Source organism: Brucella sp. LJL56, assembly GCF_054871705.1.
The window spans coordinates 945,372-962,261 of the sequence record NZ_JBTXLQ010000001.1; the positions used below are offsets into that span (position 1 = coordinate 945,372).

Genomic DNA, 16,890 nt, shown 5'->3' on the forward strand with positions numbered 1-16,890 from the left:
GTTCTTTACTCGCCCTCACGCTTGAAATTGAAACCACCGGCATCCGTCAAAAGGAATGCCTCGCCGCACTGGCGCGCAAGATTGCGCACGCGCAGAATATAGCTCTGGCGCTCGGTGACCGAGATCACGCCGCGCGCATCCATCAAATTGAACACGTGGGATGCCTTGATGCACTGGTCATAGGCCGGGAAAACGCTCTTATGCATTTTATGATTGGCGTCAGGAGCAGGCGCACCAGCCTTCAGAATGGCCTCGCATTCGCGCTCGGCATCGATGAAATGCTGATGCAAAGCCTCGGTATTGGCCATTTCAAAGTTGTAGCGGGAATATTCCTGCTCAGCCTGCAGGAACACCTCGCCATAGGTGACCTTTTCATCGCCTTCGAGGCCGTTGAAGTTGAGGTCGTAAACATTGTCCACACCCTGCACATACATGGCGAGGCGTTCGAGACCATAGGTCAGCTCACCGGAAACCGGCGAGCATTCGATGCCGCAGACCTGCTGGAAATAGGTGAACTGCGACACTTCCATACCGTCGCACCAGCATTCCCAGCCCAGCCCCCATGCGCCAAGTGTCGGGCTTTCCCAGTCGTCTTCCACGAAGCGCACGTCATGCAGCGTCGGATCGAGACCGATGGCGCGCAGGGAACCGAGATAGAGGTCCTGAAGGTTCGGTGGCGACGGCTTGATGATGACCTGATACTGGTAATAGTGCTGGAGACGGTTCGGGTTTTCACCGTAACGGCCGTCCTTCGGACGGCGCGACGGCTGCACGTAAGCCGCTTTCCACGGCTTCGGCCCCAGCGAACGCAGCGTCGTTGCCGGGTGGAACGTACCAGCACCCACTTCCATGTCGTAGGGCTGCAGAATGGCGCAACCGTGTTCCGCCCAATAGTTATGGAGCGTCAGGATCAAACCCTGAAAGGAACGGGTGGGATGCATATGTGCTGGCAACGTACTGGACACGGGGTCGGGCCTTGTAATTGAAATGATGGCCCGGTCTAATTTGTCAGCACGGCAGGGTCAAGCGTGATGTGTGATGACCCAAATGGCACTCATGTCAACTGACACATATAAATGCGAATTTACTTGGAAAAATGCCAGCTTTTGAAAATTTAACTTCACGCCATAATATGAGTTCAGATTAACATTAGAAATAAAAGGCAAAACAGGCATGATAGGACGCGCATTTCAGCAGGGAGATCTTGTTTACGGACTTAGCGGCGCAAGACAGCGCTATAATGATGATGGAATATTCAATAGTATCTTTGATAATTTCGGCACTATCGACCAGTACCCATTTAATGAATCAGATGCCGATCATATGGGAGCCATAAGCAAACTTTTTCCAGATGATTCCAAGGAATTTATAGCAAATTTTGAAAATATAGAAAAGTATCCAGATATAAAGGACATAGAAATAGATCCGTTAACGGGGAAATGGATTAATATAACTGATAAGGAAGCGGCTCATACCATTGCAAGAAAATGCAAACGTGGCTTAGAGTGGGCCGCAGAAAAAGGAAAGCCAGCTCACTTCATATTAGACGATATTAATATAAAAAATGTACTCGATAAAGATACTACTCCAGGACAAAGCGTTACGTCGCGAGAACTCCGCTATGTCTATCGAAACAGAGATAACGAAATTGGTAAAAATGTTCATTTCTGGAAAGAAGGAAAGGAAGTTGAGGCACCTTGGGATAGCGAGCGGGAACCGTGGAAAGATTATAAGCCCAAGAGAGAACGCACCGGGGAGGGCGAAACGTCATCCGAAGTCAATACTGCAGCAAGAGGTGTAAAGAGAGGTGCAGAGGACGATGCGGAGCACGGCATGTTGAAAATTATAAAGAAAAGTACGCGAGACACCTTGGAAGAAGCTGCTCTTTAATCACATAACTCCAGTTTTACTAATCAACAAGCTAAACTGTAATAATATTTTTCACTAAGTCACTTAGAGCGCGTTTCAATCTGATTGAATCAGATCGACGCTCTAAGGCTTTTAAAGCACGATCTTATCGATCCGCGTTTCATTCCGATCGAATTGTGCTCTGGTGTTTCTTGCCGGAACTTGTTGTTAATTATATTCTTTGTCTTGGGTTCGGGCATCTGAATGGCTGGAATCAGATGCCAGCCCCTTCTTCAGCTTCTCCTCGATCTTGACCAGATCTTCCGGCTCGGGCTTGCCTGCAATGGCATGGTTCCACTGGAACGTTGCTTCCAGAAGGCGCCCGACACGCCAATAGGCATCGCCCATATGGTCGTTGATCGTCGGATCTTCCGGACGAAGCTTGACCGCCTTTTCCAGTTCAACCACCGCTTCATCATAACGGCCCAGCATGTAATAGGCCCAGCCCAGCGAGTCGACAATATAGCCGTCCTGCGGGCGCAGCTCGACCGCTTTCTTGATCATGCCCAGCGCTTCATCGAGATTTTCACCCCGGTCGACCCAGGAATAGCCAAGATAGTTCAGCACCTGCGGCTGGTCGGGATAAAGCTCCAGCGCCTTGCGGAAATTTGGCTCCGCCTTGTCCCATTGCTTCAGGCGTTCATAGGCAATGCCGCGCTGATAAAAGACCGGCCAATCCTTGCGTTCCGGCATCTTGATCTCACCCACCGCAGCATCATAAATCTTTGCCGCATCGGCAAAATTCTTGTCCTGCGCGTAAACGCCACCGAGCGCCAGATAGGTGCGCATGTCGGTCCTGTCACGATCGAGCAGAATTTTTAGCTGCTTGATGGCTTCCGCCGACTGATCGTTTTCAGCCAGATTGAGCGCGCGCTGCATTTCCGCATCGCGGCGATAAGGCGATTTCTCCGGCACGCGGCCATAATAGTCGATGGCCTTTCCCGGCTGGCGCAATTTGGCGGAAATATCGCCAAGCTGATAGAGCGTTGCATCATTGTCCGGACGCAGCGGCAGTGACATCTGCAGATAAAGCTTCGCAAAAGCTTCCGCGCCGCTGCGGTTGATCGCCGTGCCCAGCGTATAGAGTGCTTCGGCAGTGCCTTCCTGAGCGGTTTTGATGAGGCGGCCATATTTCTCGCCCGCCTCGATCTTTTCGCGCATTTCGGTGATCGTCATGCGGCCGTTCAGAAGCTCGGCTGCATCGTTCAACGTCTTGATCGCGCCTTCCTTGTCGCCCTGACGGAGCTTGAAGGAGGCATAGGCCATCACGATGCGCTCATAGGTGTCGGGCGCAGCACTTCCGCCCGGTCGATCATCGATAGCCTGCTGATAGAAATCACGTGCTTCCTGCTTCTGGCCGGCAAGATCGGCTATCAGCGCGGAATTATAGGTGCGGAACAAACCGTACCATTCCGGTCCCTGCATTTTCTGTATGTCGGCGAGCGCCTGTTTGGGATTGCCCTGCCCGACCTTCACCCATGCATTCATGAAGCCGGTTGCAAGGCGATCCATATCGGATTGCAGCGACAGCATCAGAAGCGGCCCGACCTTGCGATATTGTTTGCGATTGATGGCGTCTATAGCCAGAGCCACGCGCGAAAAACGCTCGATATCCGGGATGTTCTTCAGTTCTTCCGCCAGAGGCAGCGCATCCTTGAACCGGCCTTCCGTGAGCAAAACCAGCAGCAAATCCTGCTTGATCTGCGCATTGCCCGGATCGAACGCCATGGCCTGACGATAAAAATCAACGGCGGTGGCGAGATTATTGTCGGATTCGGCGGTACGTCCGGCAAGATAGGCCCCGGCAAACGAACCGGCGCGGACAGGAGGCGATGCAGGATCGGTTGTCGCTTTGGCGAAAGCACCGCTTGCGGGGATCGCAATTCCCGCCAGAAGCGAGAGCAGCAAACCATAAAGCGGGCGGTATTTCGATCCTTGCCGCATAAAGCCCTATCCTCTTCTCAAATCCCTGTGGCAGATACCGGCAAGCAAACCCCAAGTGGCTTGAAAAGCCGGGCACGCTGTCTCTTTGCCGGAAAAGGCACCCCAAGCATGGCCTTTTTGGGATGGCGGGGCAAGAAAAGCATCCGTGATGGGATGCATTTCCTGCGTATTGTCGGCCCGCAAGAAATGCTGGCCAGCGTTTGCGGCTATTGCCGGTCAGTTCACGCGGCTGATGCAGAAATCGATGACTTCGATCAGTGCGTCCTTCTGAGGCGTTGCTTTCAAGGGTGCCAAAGCATCGCGGGCAATTTCGCCGAAATGCCGCGCACGCTGCACCGTGTCGGCAATCGCGCCGTGCTTCGTCATCAGGCCGATGGCCTTTTCAAGCGAGGCGTCATCGCTCGCACCGTCTTCGATCGCGTGCTTCCAGAAAGCGCGTTCATCATCAGTGCCGCGACGATAGCTCAGAATCACCGGAAGCGTGATCTTGCCTTCGCGGAAATCGTCGCCGGTATTCTTGCCGAGATCGGCTGCCGAGCCGCCATAATCAAGCGCATCATCGACAAGCTGGAAAGCAAGGCCGAGGTTGAGGCCATAGTCGCGCAACGCCGCACGATCCGAACGCTGTGCGCCGGCAATGATCGGGCCGACTTCACCGGCAGCCGAGAACAGCGCCGCAGTCTTGGCCTTAATGACCGCAAGATATTCGTCTTCGGTGGTTTCCATGTTCTTGGCGGCGGCAAGCTGCATCACTTCGCCTTCGGCGATCACCGAAGCGGAGGTGGCCAGAACGTCGAGCGCATCGAGCGAACCGACATCGACCATCATCTTGAAAGCCTGTCCCAGAAGGAAATCGCCGACGAGAACGCTGGCCTGATTGCCCCAGATCATGCGCGCCGTGCTTTTTCCGCGCCGCAGATCGCTTTCATCGACCACATCGTCATGCAAGAGCGTGGCCGTGTGCATGAACTCGACGGCAGTCGCAAGACGCACATGGCCGTCGCCTTCGTAGCCGAACATACGAGCTGCCGCGAGCGTCATCATGGGACGCAGGCGTTTGCCGCCGGAGGAGATCAGATGATTGGCGACTTCCGGTATCATTTCGACATCGGACCCGGCCCGGGAAAGGATCATCTCGTTCACCCGCGCCATGTCGGCCTTTGTCAGATCGACAAGCGGCTGAACCGATCCTTCCTGCTTCTTTTTACCGTCCAGATTCAGAACCACACCCAATGCCATTTCTCCTAGCTGTCCGGCCACATTATTGAAACGGACCGGATTGCTCAAGTCGCAACTGCCCCCAAAGCGCCCCCAAAGTGCTCTTGAAGCGTAAACGTTCGACGCCTGTTCACCATTGAAGGAAGCTGTTGTCAATGCGGTGCATTCGCTACAAACTGTTCAAATGATCGAACTTATCCGTACGAATGATTCCGTTCTGCTGTCCTTTGCCGAGGCCTTGATGAAAGACGCCGGGATCGCCTATTTCATTGCCGACACCAATATGAGCATCATCGAAGGCTCTTTGGGCGTGCTGCCGCGTCGCCTTCTGGTCAGCGAAGAGCAGCTTGAAGAAGCACGGCAGATTCTGGTCGATGCCGAGATAGAACACGAACTGCGCGATCAATGAATTCGGAAGCGAGCTTTGAAACCGGAGAGGAAGCGGGAGAAACACTGGATGTGTTTCATCGTGGTGCGTTTCACCTCGTCCAGCCCGCATTGAAAGGTCATCGTTCCGGTGTGGATGCAATGATTCTGGCAAGTGCCGTTCCAAACGGTTTTTCCGGACGCGTCGCCGATCTTGGCAGCGGAGCAGGCGCTGCGGGGTTTGCCGTCGCCTCTCGCTGCCCTGACGCCAGCATCACACTGTTCGAACGTTCCGGTTTCATGGCCGATTTTGCCCGCAGAAGCATAGCGCATCCACTCAATTCAGCTCTGGCAGGCCGCATCAGCGTGATCGAGGCCGACGTCGCTTTGAGAGGCAAGGCACGCATCGCAGCAGGGCTTGTCGACAACAGCTTCGATTTCGCCATCATGAATCCGCCCTTCAACGAAGCGCGCGACCGCAGCACTCCCGATCCGTTGAAGGCGGAAGCGCATGTCATGCCCGAAGGCATGTTCGAGCATTGGGTGCGCACTGCGGCAGCCATTGTGAAACCCAGCGGCGGCATTGCCATTATTGCCCGGCCAGGCTCCATTTCTTCCATCCTCGAAGCACTGTCAGGACGATTTGGCGGCCTGAAGATCATTCCCGTCCAGCCGCGCCCCGATGCGGCGGCGATCCGCATCGTCGTGACAGGGACATCCGGGAGCCGTGCGGGCCTGTCCCTGATGCCGGCGCTCGTACTTCATGGCAGCGAGGGACATGGTTTCACGCCCCGTGCCGACGGCATCAATAATGGAATGGATGCCCTCTAACTATTTGTTTTGTCGTATTATCCTACGCAAAACCGCTTCGCACTTTTGCCGGAAATGCTTTAATATTTAGGCTGTGCCAGCACGACGAGATTGCGGTCCGGGTCGTGTAATCTCAGAATCGTCGTATAGTCGGCTGTCTCGACGTTTCCAGGACGAATGCCATCGAACGATAGACGTGCATGTTCGGCCCGCACATCGCGGACGATGAGTGTCAGCGTGCCATGCCCCGCGTCAACGGGGTTCTGGTAAAGCTGAAAGCCTGCACTTGACCCGTGATGCCATTCCGCCAGCCCTTGCATCGGTCGCGCATCGGGATTGCGATCGAAAATCGTGGCGAACCACTCTGTGCTGCGTTCAAGGTCGGAACAATTGAGCTGGGCGAAAATAGCTGTGAGCACCATCGCGGTGTCCTCCCGGATCGGATAACACGGCAGCAATTCAGAAGTTCCAATGGTCCAGACCTGCTGATTTCAGTCCAAGCGGGTGATTTTGATTGAAACCCTATATTCGAGCCAATATTCCTAGAGCTGCAATTTTCGTTCTGCGGCTCCCCGCCGCCCTTTTCCGAAAAAGCGCAAACAACAAAACGACAAGAACAGGCAACGGGAACCAATGAACCACAGCCCAAATACAAGCCGCCCGGTATCGATCATGCGGCGCTTTCTGGATAGCGAATCTGCCGGTGGCATCAGCCTCATGGCGGCGGCAGCGCTTGCGCTGATCGTGGCGAATTCTCCGTTCTCGCAGGCCTATTTCGATATACTGCACACACATATCGGTCCGTTGAGCCTGACAGACTGGATCAACGATGCCTTGATGGCCGTGTTCTTTCTTCTCGTGGGTCTGGAAATCAAGCGCGAATTTCTAGACGGACAGTTGGCGAGCTGGCCAAACCGCATGCTGCCCGGCATTGCCGCTGCTGGCGGCGTCATCCTGCCAGCTCTCATCTTCACTGCGTTCAACTGGCACGACCCCGCCAAGGTACGTGGCTGGGCAGTGCCATCTGCCACCGACATCGCCTTTGCGCTCGGTGTGCTGTCGCTTCTGGGTTCGCGGGTTCCCTCCAGCCTCAAGGTGTTTCTGGCAACGCTCGCTATCCTGGACGATCTCGCAGCCGTCGTCATCATCGCCATTTTCTATACGGCTGAAATCTCCATGCCCTATCTCGGCGGAGCTTTCGCCGCCGCTATCGTGCTGTTCGTCATGAACCGGATCGGCGTGATGAAGCTTCTGCCCTACCTGATCGGCGGAGCAGCGCTCTGGTTCTTCGTATTGAATTCCGGCGTTCATGCAACGGTTGCAGGCGTGGTGACGGCGCTGATGATTCCGCTGAAGGCCGCTCCCGGCAAGCCTGATGACATGACCTCGCCGCTGCATATGCTGGAACATGCGCTGGCCAAGCCCGTCGCGTTCATCATCGTGCCTATTTTCGGCTTTGCCAATGCGGGCATATCGTTTGCCGGTCTCGATGCCTCGGTGATGCGGGACACCCTCACGCTTGGCATCATGCTTGGCCTTTTCATCGGTAAGCAGCTTGGCGTTTTCGGCGCGGCCTGGCTCGCGATCAAGACGGGGCTGGCGCAAAAGCCTCTTGGCGCGACATGGATACAGCTTTACGGCGTGGCGATCCTGTGCGGAATCGGCTTTACGATGAGCATCTTCATCGGCCTCCTGTCCTTCCCGTCCGAACTCATGCAGGCGGAAACCAAGATCGGCGTGCTGGCCGGTTCGGGCCTCTCGGCCATTTGCGGCTATATTCTACTGCGCCTGGTCACGAAGCCGAAAAACGCCTGACGGGGTGGATACCACCGCCCGGAAAACAAAATTTCCGGGCGGTTTTCTTTGTGTTTCCCATATTGCTTCCTACATTTGGCTGGAATTATTTCTATACTCAGGAGTTTGCCTTGCCCGGTTTATTGACGCGCCTTGTTCCACGCCGCTTCCGCCCGGTTTCCATCGAGATACCTGTCGTGCGACTGCATGGCGCCATCATGTCTGGAGGATCAGCATTCCGTCCAATGCTTTCACTGGCGTCCACAGCGACGGTCCTTGAAAAGGCATTCACCGACAAGGAAGCACCTGCCGTCGCCATTTCTCTCAACTCGCCCGGTGGTTCGCCTGTACAGTCCCGACTGATCTACCGGCGTATCCGCGATCTTGCCGCCGAACATCAGAAGAAGGTTTTCATCTTCGTCGAAGATGTCGCGGCCTCGGGCGGCTATATGATTGCGCTTGCCGGTGACGAAATCATCGCCGATCCGTCATCCATCGTCGGTTCTATCGGCGTGGTATCGGCGTCATTCGGTTTCCCCGAGCTTCTGAAGAAGATCGGTGTCGAGCGCCGTGTCTATACGGCGGGTTCCAACAAGGTGACACTCGATCCGTTCCAGCCGGAAAAGAAGGCCGATATCGAGCGGCTGAAATCATTGCAGCTCGAAATCCACGAAACCTTCATCGACATGGTGAAAGAACGGCGCGGCAGCAAGCTCGCAGAGGATAAAGACCTGTTTACAGGATTGTTCTGGACCGGCATCAAGGCGCAACAGCTTGGCTTGATTGACGGGCTTGGCGACATGCGCAGCGTCCTGCGCAAGACCTATGGCGACAAGGTCAAGCTCAAGCTGGTCGAACAAAAGCGCGGCCTTCTGGGACGCAAGATGCCCGGTGTCGATATGGCCATGAATATGGCAGTGGGCAATCTTGAACCGGCTTCCATTGCCGCACATCTCGGCGACGGGCTGCTTTCGGTAGCCGAAGAGAAGGCGCTTTGGGGCCGTTATGGTCTCTGAAAAGACAATGCCAACGAAAATCAGCGGCGATTTTCGAACCAATGCTTTGAATTCCTTCGTTTCACCGTGATATGCTATCAGAAAGTGGGGCGGACCGCTTCCCGCCCCTTCATGAACATCCGGCATTTCGGCCTTTGCGATCCGGCAAACCGAGATGCAACCCTTAAGGACTTGAGGCCATGCCCCAGCTCATTTTTCTGCTGCTGATCATCGCCGCCGCCTGGTACGGCTACCGCTCGTTCAAGCGTGAAGCCGCGCGCGTGTCCCAGCGCGTGCGTCAGGCGGAAAAGGAAACTCAGAACCGGGCTCACGGTACACTCGTACAGGATCCGAAAACCGGCGAATACTACGTCAAGAAGGACTGACCTTTCTTTCAAGAGAGGTTGCCGACGAAGCGGCGCGGTCGCTCGCCGCAGCACGAACGCCATGTTTTCTCTCAAGCGGTGTCGATTTTACAGAATTGTCGTAACCGCTCTAACTATTTGTTTCACCGCATTATCCTACGCAAAACCGCTTCGCACTTTTGCTGGAAATGCTCAAGTCCCAGTCCGTAACCAGAAATGACCATTTTCCCCAAAACCGAAATACCCGTGAATACCGGGTTTGCAAGTGCGGTGACGCGTCTGGCTCCAGCCAAGATCAATCTCGCGCTGCATGTGACGGGGCGTCGCGACGATGGCTACCATCTGCTCGACATGTTGGTGGTCTTTGCGCGCTATGGCGACGTCATTCGTATAGAACTTGCCGATAAGGACAGCTTCACGGTCGACGGCCCTTTCGCAGCCGGTATCCCGCTCGATGGCAGCAATCTGGTTCTCAAGGCGCGCAACGCATTGCGCGATCATGTGCAAAGGGCTCTACCGCCCGTCGCCATCCATCTGGAAAAGAACCTTCCCATCGCATCCGGCATAGGCGGTGGATCGAGCGATGCCGCCGCAACGCTGCTGGCGCTTGATGCTTTGTGGCGACTTGATCTCGGTTTCGAGCAACTCGCCATGATGGGTCTTGGCCTTGGCGCTGACCTGCCAATGTGTCTGCACGGCGCATCGAAGGGCACGCCGCTTGTAGCGCGCGGCATCGGTGAAGACCTGATCCCCGTTACCGGATTTCCGGCCTTGCCCATGCTGCTCGTCAATGACGGAACAGCTATGGCGACACCGGATGTTTTTCGCGCGCTCGAAAAACGCGATCATCCGGCCTTGAGACTTACTTCCCACGCAGATATAGGCCACCTATGTGCTTATCTGCAGACAACACGCAACGACCTTCTGCCTCCCGCGCTGAAACTCGTTCCCCAGATCGGCGATAAACTCGATCTGCTTCGTGCATGCGGTTCGCTTTACGCACAGATGTCGGGCTCAGGCGCAACCTGTTATGCGATCTTCGAAGACATGGCCGCTACAGAGCGGGCAGCGGCGCGTCTTTCCGCCGAAAGACCGGACTGGTTCATAATCGCGACCCAAAGCGCCCCTTCCCGAAAATAATTCCTTAACGGCTTCCCATCCGAAAGCCCGCAAATCGCCCTATTGTTCACTCACATTGGACAATATATTGGGACAGACTGTTCGCGCTTTTTGAACAAAAGGTCTTTTACAACTGTTTCGTGAAGGCTGATATATAACACAAATTATTGATTATATTTAGTTATTTCTTATAAATTATCGAAACTCTCCAAAATTGGCCGCACGAATGTGTGATTAAGAAAACATTTTCGTGACTGGAACTTTTACCCACTGTCACCCATTTCAGCAGCATCGGAACGACGAACAAAACGCCGCTCCACTTTCCAAGGAGATAGGAAAATGAAAAAGATTGTTCTTGCTGCCGCTGCCCTCGCTCTTAGCGCCGGTGCTGCCTTTGCTGAAAACCCACGCGTTGGCGAACCCGCCGATCTTTATGCAAACGACCGCACCCCGGTTGCTTCCCAGAAGGTCGACTACACCGCTCCCGCTTCGATCGGCCAGTCGTCATTCCAGGACGGTTCGGCTCATCGCTTCGGTGACGCATCGCCTTCGAGCTACCAGAACTAAGCATTGCCAGAACTAAGCATTGAATGAGTACAGGGCGTCGTCAAAAGCCTCCCAGCCGATGACGCCCGATGAATTCCCAAGCTGGATATTCCTCCCGATCATCCAGCTTCCCCCAGTTATCTCCCCGATGGATGGCATGGTGCCACCCGGGAGCCCCGGAAAGGCTTCTATGCCATCCGAAGGGGCGATTTGTTCACTGCGTTTATGCGACGCCAAATGTTTCCATTTGGCTGCAAAACGCTCCAGAAGGATTACGAAAATGAAAAAGTTTGCTCTTGCTGCCGTTGCCGTTGCCCTTAGCGCCGGTGCTGCTTTCGCTGAAAACCCACATGTCGGCGAACCTGCCGATCTCTATGCAAACGACCGTACGCCGGTTGCAACGCAGAGCCAGAAGCTCGACTACACGGCGCCTGCCTCGATCAAGGCTCCGGTCTATCAGGATGGTTCGGCTCACCGCTTCGGCGATGCTTCGCCTTCCTCTTATCAGAACTAATCCAGTCGGCATGTCTGACGAAAAAGGCGAAGCTTCCAGCTTCGCCTTTTTGTTTTGGTCAGTCTTCGTCGGGCGGCAAAATGAGATGTTTGAGACGAGTTGGCCGCAAGCGCTGTGGAAGCTGGTCAAATGCCACGCCGTCGAGCAGCAGCGGCCTGAGAATGTCCAACCGAACCAGAAGCCCCGCATCCAGTGTCGCCTTGTGTCCGAAGATTTTACGCACGGCACCAAAGCCGCCGTCTTCCGGCAGTGAAAAGCGCGCGGCACCGCCATCATTCTCGATGTGGCGGCGGAGAATTTCCTCCCAACCCTCCTGCGGTATAGCTCCGGGATTCAAAAGTAGGACCCACGGCGTGCGGATTTCATCCAACGCTGTCTCAATATCCATTTCGGCGTAAAAGGAGCAGCCCGCGCCCAGCGCAACGAGAGCGGTTTCATCCGACGATCCTCTGTCGATAACCGTGACACGGCGCAGCAAACCCTCCACGACAGCCGGTACCAATGCCGAAAGCGTGTGGGCCAGCGCTCGTTCTGAATTCAGGGTTTCGATGACGACGGACAACATGCGCGCTTCATATATCAAGAACGCATGAACGGAAAGCTGTCACGCATATGTTCTTGATTTGTTCTTATTCTTGCGATAGGAATAGATTCATCAGAACAGAGTCGCATGGCAGCACGGCACACACAACAGAACGGTTTTGATGCTGTTCTCCGGTTTGTTTTCGTCGTGATTGCACAACGCCCGATGTTTCCATTCAGGGAGACGAAGATGGAAGTGATCCAGCAGGCAGATATCATCAAGCAGGCCGACATGGCTGCCTTCGGTAGCGGACGCGCGGATCACGCCAATGCGATGATCGGCGAGGCTGGCCTGCGCATCGATCATGCCCGGCGACGCGGACGTGGCGCAGGCATCAACCCGACCGGGCGCTTCGAGCCAACGACGCGCCATGACTTCGATGACGGCTGGACCACGCTTGAGGAACTGCCTCCCTTCAAGACCGATGTGCAGATCGAAAAGCCGCGGACGATCATCACCCGCAATGACTCGCCCGACATCAATTTCGATCGCTCGATCAATCCTTATCGCGGTTGCGAGCATGGCTGCATCTATTGCTTTGCCCGACCGACCCATAGTTACATGGGACTTTCAGCCGGTCTCGATTTCGAATCCCGCCTGTTTGCAAAGCCGGATGCCGCGCGCCTTCTGGAGCGCGAGCTGGCCAAGGCCAATTATCAGCCGAAAACCATCGCCATCGGGACCAATACCGACCCCTATCAGCCGGTCGAGAAGAAATGGCGCATCATGCGCGAAATTCTCGAAGTGCTGGAGGCTGCCAATCATCCGGTCGGCATCGTGACGAAATCTGCCCTTGTGGTGCGTGACATCGATATTTTGAGCCGCATGGCGGAGAAGGGGCTGGCCAAGGTCGCCCTGTCGGTCACGACGCTCGATGCCAATCTGTCCCGCACCATGGAACCGCGCGCCTCGACGCCGACACTACGGCTTCAGGCCATTCGCAAGCTGGCCGATGCGGGCATTCCCGCTTCCGTCATGATGGGCCCGGTCATTCCGGGTATCAATGATCACGAGATCGAGCGCATTCTGGATGCCGCCTATGCGCAAGGTGCGCGCGAGGCGGGTTATGTTCTGCTGCGCCTGCCGCTTGAAGTCGCGCCCTTGTTCAAGGATTGGCTGCTGCGCAATTATCCGGATCGCTATCGCCATGTCATGTCGCTTGTGCGCTCCATGCGCGACGGCAAGGATTATGATGCCGAATGGGGCAAGCGCATGCGCGGCACAGGCCCCTACGCATGGCAGATCGGGCGTCGTTTCGAGATTACGGCGCGCAAGCTCGGCTTCAATGCACGCCGACTTCAGTTGCGCACCGACCTGTTCGAACCGGTCGAAAAGGGAGGCAAGCAGCTTTCTCTGTTCTAGAGCACACTTCCGCATAAAGGGAATAACTCAGAACCGCCCACCAATGACCGGCGGCACGTCTGCCAGCCCATATATTGCAATGGTTGATTAAGTTTCCGTCTGACTTTTGATCAGACGGTAGGGCTACCTGCTTTCACGCCACCGTCCTCGAGCAGGGCCCTTGCGGAGAATCGGAAGCAATGCGAGCATCGCCGCCAAATGAAACGCTCGGCTTCTGATTCTCCGCTCCTCTTTGATATCCCACTAGCGCCTGACTTTTCTGAAGAAAAAAGGCTGCTTTCGCGTGGACTGAAACATATTGTCGGCATCGATGAAGCCGGACGCGGACCCTTGGCCGGTCCCGTGGTTGCCGCTGCAGTCGTCCTGGACATCGATGACCTTCCGGACGGACTGGACGATTCCAAGCGGCTAACGGCGGCAAAACGCGAAGCGCTCTACGAAATAATTCTGGCGAAAGCCGTCACCGTTTCAGTTGCAAGCCTCAGCGCACGCAGCATTGATGGGAGCGATATCAGGAAGGCTGCACTGGAAGCGATGCGTCGTGCTTCTGACGGTCTGATCTTGCAGCCATGCCACGCACTGATCGACGGGCGCGATATTCCGCCGGGACTTCTCTGCCCCGGCTCGGCTCTCGTCAAAGGCGATCAGCGGTCCATTTCTATTGCCGCAGCCTCCATAATCGCCAAGGTAACACGCGACCGTATGATGATCCGAGCTGGTGCTGCTCATCCACCCTACGGGTTGGAGGTTCATGCGGGATACGCGACCGTGAAGCATCGCGCCGCCATCGAAACGAATGGCCCCGTTCCCGGCATCCACCGCTACACCTTCGCGCCCATCAAAGGCCGCTACAGCGCTTAGAGCGCATTTCGATCTGATTTTGAATCAGATCAGCGCTCTAACGATCTGTTTGACGCGCATCTTATCGATCGAAGCAGGAACAGAAATCAGTCCAGTGGACTGATTTCCCTGCGTAGGCGTTTCACACTTTTTGGGATGCGCTCCAGACTTCAAACCGTTGCCAGTTTGGCGGCAAAGCCGAAAAGCAGCGCCGCAAAACCCCAGCGCTGGATCGTCTGTATTGCGGGATACCGTTTGAACAGGTTGCCAAGCGACGATCCCGTAAAAGCGTAAATCGCATCGAACGACAATCCTACTACCGTCATGACTGTCCCCAGCAACGCGAACTGAAGCGTAATGCTGCCATTCTCTGGATGGACGAACTGCGGCAGCAAGACCGAACAGAAAAGCAGCGCTTTCGGGTTAAGCAGATTGGTGAGGAGGCCCTTGCGCGCCGAAGTCAGATAGGAACGGCGTTCGCGCACGCCGCTAACCGCATCCATTGTCGGCAAGGGGTGGCGCAGAATGCCAATAGCAAGCCAGACCAGATAGCAGGCGCTTACGATCCGGACGAAATGGAACGCCATGGGAAAGGCGTGCAGAAGCGCTGCCAGACCAAGAGCGGCAAGAGCCACATGACACGCGCGCGCGATTGCGAGCCCGGCAGCAGCCGCAAGCGCATGGGCCCTGCCCTGTGCCGCACCGGTCTGGAGCAACAGGATCATATCAGGTCCCGGAACAAGAAATGCGGCAGCCAGTGCGCCTGCATATAACCACATCTCACTCATTGATATCGCCCAACAGAGCATTTCCGGCAAAAGTGCGAAGCGGTTTTGCGTAGGATAATGCGAATAAAGAGAGTGCCAGCCTGACCGCCACCCGAAACGTCCGACGAATGAACGCCTGATCGCGAAGCAGCAGAATGTCCGAAACTATCCGGTGTTGGATGCGCATGTCCTTGCGATTTGTGGCGTAGGGTCAGGAATTTATGATACAATCTGCCAGAATCTTAATGTCAAATGTCGGATCATGCCAAAACTTAAGCTTGATGTAATTGATCGCAAAATACTTGTGGCGCTTCAGGAAGATGCCCGGCTCTCCAATGTCCAGCTAGCGGAGAAAATCAGCTTGTCGCCCTCTCCGTGCCTGCGGCGCGTCAAGATGCTTGAGAAGGCAGGCGTCATTCAAGGCTATCACGCAGCACTGGATCGTAATGCGGTCGGGCTTGGATTGACTGTTTTCGTCGGCATCCGGGTGGAGCGCCATCACGAGGAAATTGCAACGGCGTTTCGCACCTCCGTGCAAAATCTGCCGGAGGTCTTCTCCTGCCATCTTGTATCGGGGGAATCCGATTTCCTGTTGCAGGTGGTGGTTGCTGATCTCGCAGCCTATGAACGCTTTCTATCCGGCACGCTGTTGCGGCTTCCCGGCGTGATCGACATTCGGAGCAATTTCGCCATCCAGACGGTCAAATCACAAGGAGAGCTGCCGCTTACACATCTGGCAGACCTCAAGGACTGACCTCACTTTGCCACCGTCGGAGGGCCATCATGCCGGATATTGTCAATGCGGTTTTCATCGGCCCCAAGGGCATTCTCCTTGGGCGCCGCAGCCCGGATCGTCGTGCTTACCCAAACCGTTGGAGTTTTCCGGGTGGGCATGTTGAAGCGGGTGAGACCTTTGAAAGCGCGCTTCAAAGGGAAGTCAACGAGGAACTTGGATTAACGCTTCGCTCGTTTTCGTTCCTTACCTCTATCAAGGTTGCGAATCCGGCGGCGTCATTTCACCTCTATACCGTCACCGCTTGGGACGGCCACCCCACCATTCGCGACCGGGAGCACACGGAACTCAGATGGTTCACGCCACAGGAAGCCTGTTCATTGGAAGACCTTGCTTTAGAGGAATATCGTCCGCTGTTTCGCAAGCTGGGCGGACTAGAAACCAGCCTCTGATCGGACCAGCATTGAAATCAGTGGCTGTAAGCCCAAAAACAAAAACGCCGCCTCGAAAGGGCGGCGTTTTCGTCAAAACTTCTGTGAGTCGAGATTAGTTCAGGTTCGACTTGACCTGCGAAAGAGCATCCTTGAACAGGTTGCCTGCGACCTTCGTGTCTACCTTGTCCGCAACGATCTTGCCGGCTGCGGCGACTGCGAGGTCAACTGCCGAAGCACGAACTGCGTTGATGGCATCGACTTCAGCCGTTGCGATCTTCTGTTCGGCCAGCTTGTTGCGGCGTGCAACATATTCTTCCGTCGCGCGCTTGGCATCTTCGAGAAGTGCCTTGGCTTCACGTTCGGCGGAAGCAACAATGTCGCTTGCTTCCTTTTCGGCTTCCTTGCGCTTGCGGTGGTATTCGGCCAGCAACTGCTGGGCCTCTTCGCGAAGCGTGCGGGCTTCTTCCAGTTCGTTCTTGATGCGGTCAGCACGCTCGTCGAGCGACCGACCGACCATGGCCGGAACCTTCAGATAGGCCAGGATTGCCAGAAAGATAATGAGGCCAACCAGTGCCCAGAATGTAGCGTCCAT

The 16,890-nt window shown here is 55.4% G+C and carries 20 protein-coding genes; 13 read left to right on the plus strand and 7 right to left on the minus strand.

Annotated elements, in window-relative coordinates; all coding sequences use genetic code 11:
• Positions 1-5: 5 nt before the first annotated feature.
• The gene (locus ACYSN1_RS04650) at positions 6-941 is read right to left on the minus strand and encodes a glycine--tRNA ligase subunit alpha (RefSeq protein WP_061345098.1); all 936 of its coding nucleotides are present in this window, start codon (positions 939-941) and stop codon (positions 6-8) included.
• Between the two features lie 232 nt (positions 942-1,173).
• Between ACYSN1_RS04650 and ACYSN1_RS04655 the strand changes: the two genes are divergently transcribed.
• On the plus strand, positions 1,174-1,890 hold the full coding sequence (locus tag ACYSN1_RS04655) for a hypothetical protein (RefSeq protein WP_461724597.1): 717 nt from the start codon (positions 1,174-1,176) through the stop codon (positions 1,888-1,890).
• Between the two features lie 186 nt (positions 1,891-2,076).
• Here ACYSN1_RS04655 and ACYSN1_RS04660 read toward each other — a convergent pair whose 3' ends face one another.
• On the minus strand, positions 2,077-3,852 hold the full coding sequence (locus tag ACYSN1_RS04660; RefSeq protein WP_461724598.1) for a tetratricopeptide repeat protein: 1,776 nt from the start codon (positions 3,850-3,852) through the stop codon (positions 2,077-2,079).
• Between the two features lie 216 nt (positions 3,853-4,068).
• Positions 4,069-5,085, minus strand: coding sequence for a polyprenyl synthetase family protein (locus ACYSN1_RS04665; protein WP_010658340.1), 1,017 nt, complete (start codon positions 5,083-5,085; stop codon positions 4,069-4,071).
• 169 nt (positions 5,086-5,254) lie between these two features.
• Here ACYSN1_RS04665 and ACYSN1_RS04670 point away from each other — a divergent pair, with 169 nt between their 5' ends.
• Positions 5,255-5,479, plus strand: coding sequence for a putative signal transducing protein (locus tag ACYSN1_RS04670; RefSeq protein WP_461724599.1), 225 nt, complete (start codon positions 5,255-5,257; stop codon positions 5,477-5,479).
• Positions 5,476-6,267 carry a tRNA1(Val) (adenine(37)-N6)-methyltransferase gene (locus ACYSN1_RS04675; protein ID WP_461724600.1) on the plus strand — a complete coding sequence of 264 codons (792 nt, stop codon included), beginning with the start codon at positions 5,476-5,478 and terminating at the stop codon, positions 6,265-6,267. The genes ACYSN1_RS04670 and ACYSN1_RS04675 overlap by 4 nt, the downstream gene beginning before the upstream one ends.
• 59 nt (positions 6,268-6,326) lie before the next feature.
• Here the strand turns inward: ACYSN1_RS04675 and ACYSN1_RS04680 are convergent, their stop codons facing one another.
• Positions 6,327-6,668, minus strand: coding sequence for a VOC family protein (locus tag ACYSN1_RS04680; RefSeq protein WP_461724601.1), 342 nt, complete (start codon positions 6,666-6,668; stop codon positions 6,327-6,329).
• A gap of 211 nt (positions 6,669-6,879) precedes the next feature.
• Between ACYSN1_RS04680 and nhaA the strand changes: the two genes are divergently transcribed.
• The 6 genes from nhaA (at position 6,880) to ACYSN1_RS04710 (ending at position 11,579) form a co-directional block, all read left to right on the plus strand.
• A complete protein-coding gene (gene nhaA, locus ACYSN1_RS04685; RefSeq protein WP_461724602.1) occupies positions 6,880-8,061 on the plus strand; it encodes a Na+/H+ antiporter NhaA in 1,182 nt (393 codons plus the stop codon).
• A gap of 110 nt (positions 8,062-8,171) precedes the next feature.
• Positions 8,172-9,056 (plus strand): S49 family peptidase, encoded by an 885-nt coding sequence (locus ACYSN1_RS04690; RefSeq protein WP_461724603.1) that lies wholly within the window; start codon positions 8,172-8,174, stop codon positions 9,054-9,056.
• Between the two features lie 179 nt (positions 9,057-9,235).
• A complete protein-coding gene (locus ACYSN1_RS04695; protein WP_140020068.1) occupies positions 9,236-9,421 on the plus strand; it encodes a hypothetical protein in 186 nt (61 codons plus the stop codon).
• A gap of 195 nt (positions 9,422-9,616) precedes the next feature.
• Positions 9,617-10,540: a 4-(cytidine 5'-diphospho)-2-C-methyl-D-erythritol kinase gene (locus ACYSN1_RS04700; RefSeq protein ID WP_461724604.1), complete on the plus strand. Its 924-nt coding sequence runs from the start codon at positions 9,617-9,619 to the stop codon at positions 10,538-10,540.
• Between the two features lie 318 nt (positions 10,541-10,858).
• Positions 10,859-11,086 carry a hypothetical protein gene (locus ACYSN1_RS04705; RefSeq protein ID WP_105541146.1) on the plus strand — a complete coding sequence of 76 codons (228 nt, stop codon included), beginning with the start codon at positions 10,859-10,861 and terminating at the stop codon, positions 11,084-11,086.
• Positions 11,087-11,345: 259 nt separating this feature from the next.
• Positions 11,346-11,579 carry a hypothetical protein gene (locus ACYSN1_RS04710; RefSeq protein ID WP_010658330.1) on the plus strand — a complete coding sequence of 78 codons (234 nt, stop codon included), beginning with the start codon at positions 11,346-11,348 and terminating at the stop codon, positions 11,577-11,579.
• 58 nt (positions 11,580-11,637) lie between these two features.
• On the opposite strand, the gene ACYSN1_RS04715 is transcribed toward ACYSN1_RS04710, so the two are convergent.
• Positions 11,638-12,144, minus strand: a complete 507-nt coding sequence (locus tag ACYSN1_RS04715) for a glycosyl transferase (RefSeq protein WP_461724605.1) — start codon at positions 12,142-12,144, stop codon at positions 11,638-11,640.
• A 207-nt stretch (positions 12,145-12,351) separates the two neighbouring features.
• On the opposite strand from ACYSN1_RS04715, the gene ACYSN1_RS04720 reads away from it, so the two are divergent.
• Together ACYSN1_RS04720 and ACYSN1_RS04725 are read left to right on the plus strand one after the other, a co-directional pair.
• Positions 12,352-13,524, plus strand: a complete 1,173-nt coding sequence (locus tag ACYSN1_RS04720; protein WP_461725278.1) for a PA0069 family radical SAM protein — start codon at positions 12,352-12,354, stop codon at positions 13,522-13,524.
• 198 nt (positions 13,525-13,722) lie between these two features.
• On the plus strand, positions 13,723-14,385 hold the full coding sequence (locus tag ACYSN1_RS04725; protein WP_461724606.1) for a ribonuclease HII: 663 nt from the start codon (positions 13,723-13,725) through the stop codon (positions 14,383-14,385).
• 149 nt (positions 14,386-14,534) lie between these two features.
• On the opposite strand, the gene ACYSN1_RS04730 is transcribed toward ACYSN1_RS04725, so the two are convergent.
• Complete coding sequence (locus ACYSN1_RS04730; protein WP_461724607.1) at positions 14,535-15,152, minus strand: LysE family translocator; 618 nt, start codon at positions 15,150-15,152, stop codon at positions 14,535-14,537.
• A 241-nt stretch (positions 15,153-15,393) separates the two neighbouring features.
• On the opposite strand from ACYSN1_RS04730, the gene ACYSN1_RS04735 reads away from it, so the two are divergent.
• Together ACYSN1_RS04735 and ACYSN1_RS04740 are read left to right on the plus strand one after the other, a co-directional pair.
• Complete coding sequence (locus ACYSN1_RS04735; RefSeq protein ID WP_461724608.1) at positions 15,394-15,885, plus strand: Lrp/AsnC family transcriptional regulator; 492 nt, start codon at positions 15,394-15,396, stop codon at positions 15,883-15,885.
• Positions 15,886-15,914: 29 nt separating this feature from the next.
• Positions 15,915-16,316 (plus strand): NUDIX domain-containing protein, encoded by a 402-nt coding sequence (locus ACYSN1_RS04740; protein WP_461724609.1) that lies wholly within the window; start codon positions 15,915-15,917, stop codon positions 16,314-16,316.
• Between the two features lie 94 nt (positions 16,317-16,410).
• Here the strand turns inward: ACYSN1_RS04740 and ACYSN1_RS04745 are convergent, their stop codons facing one another.
• Entirely contained in the window at positions 16,411-16,890 is a 480-nt protein-coding gene (locus tag ACYSN1_RS04745) for a F0F1 ATP synthase subunit B (protein ID WP_461724610.1), read from the minus strand.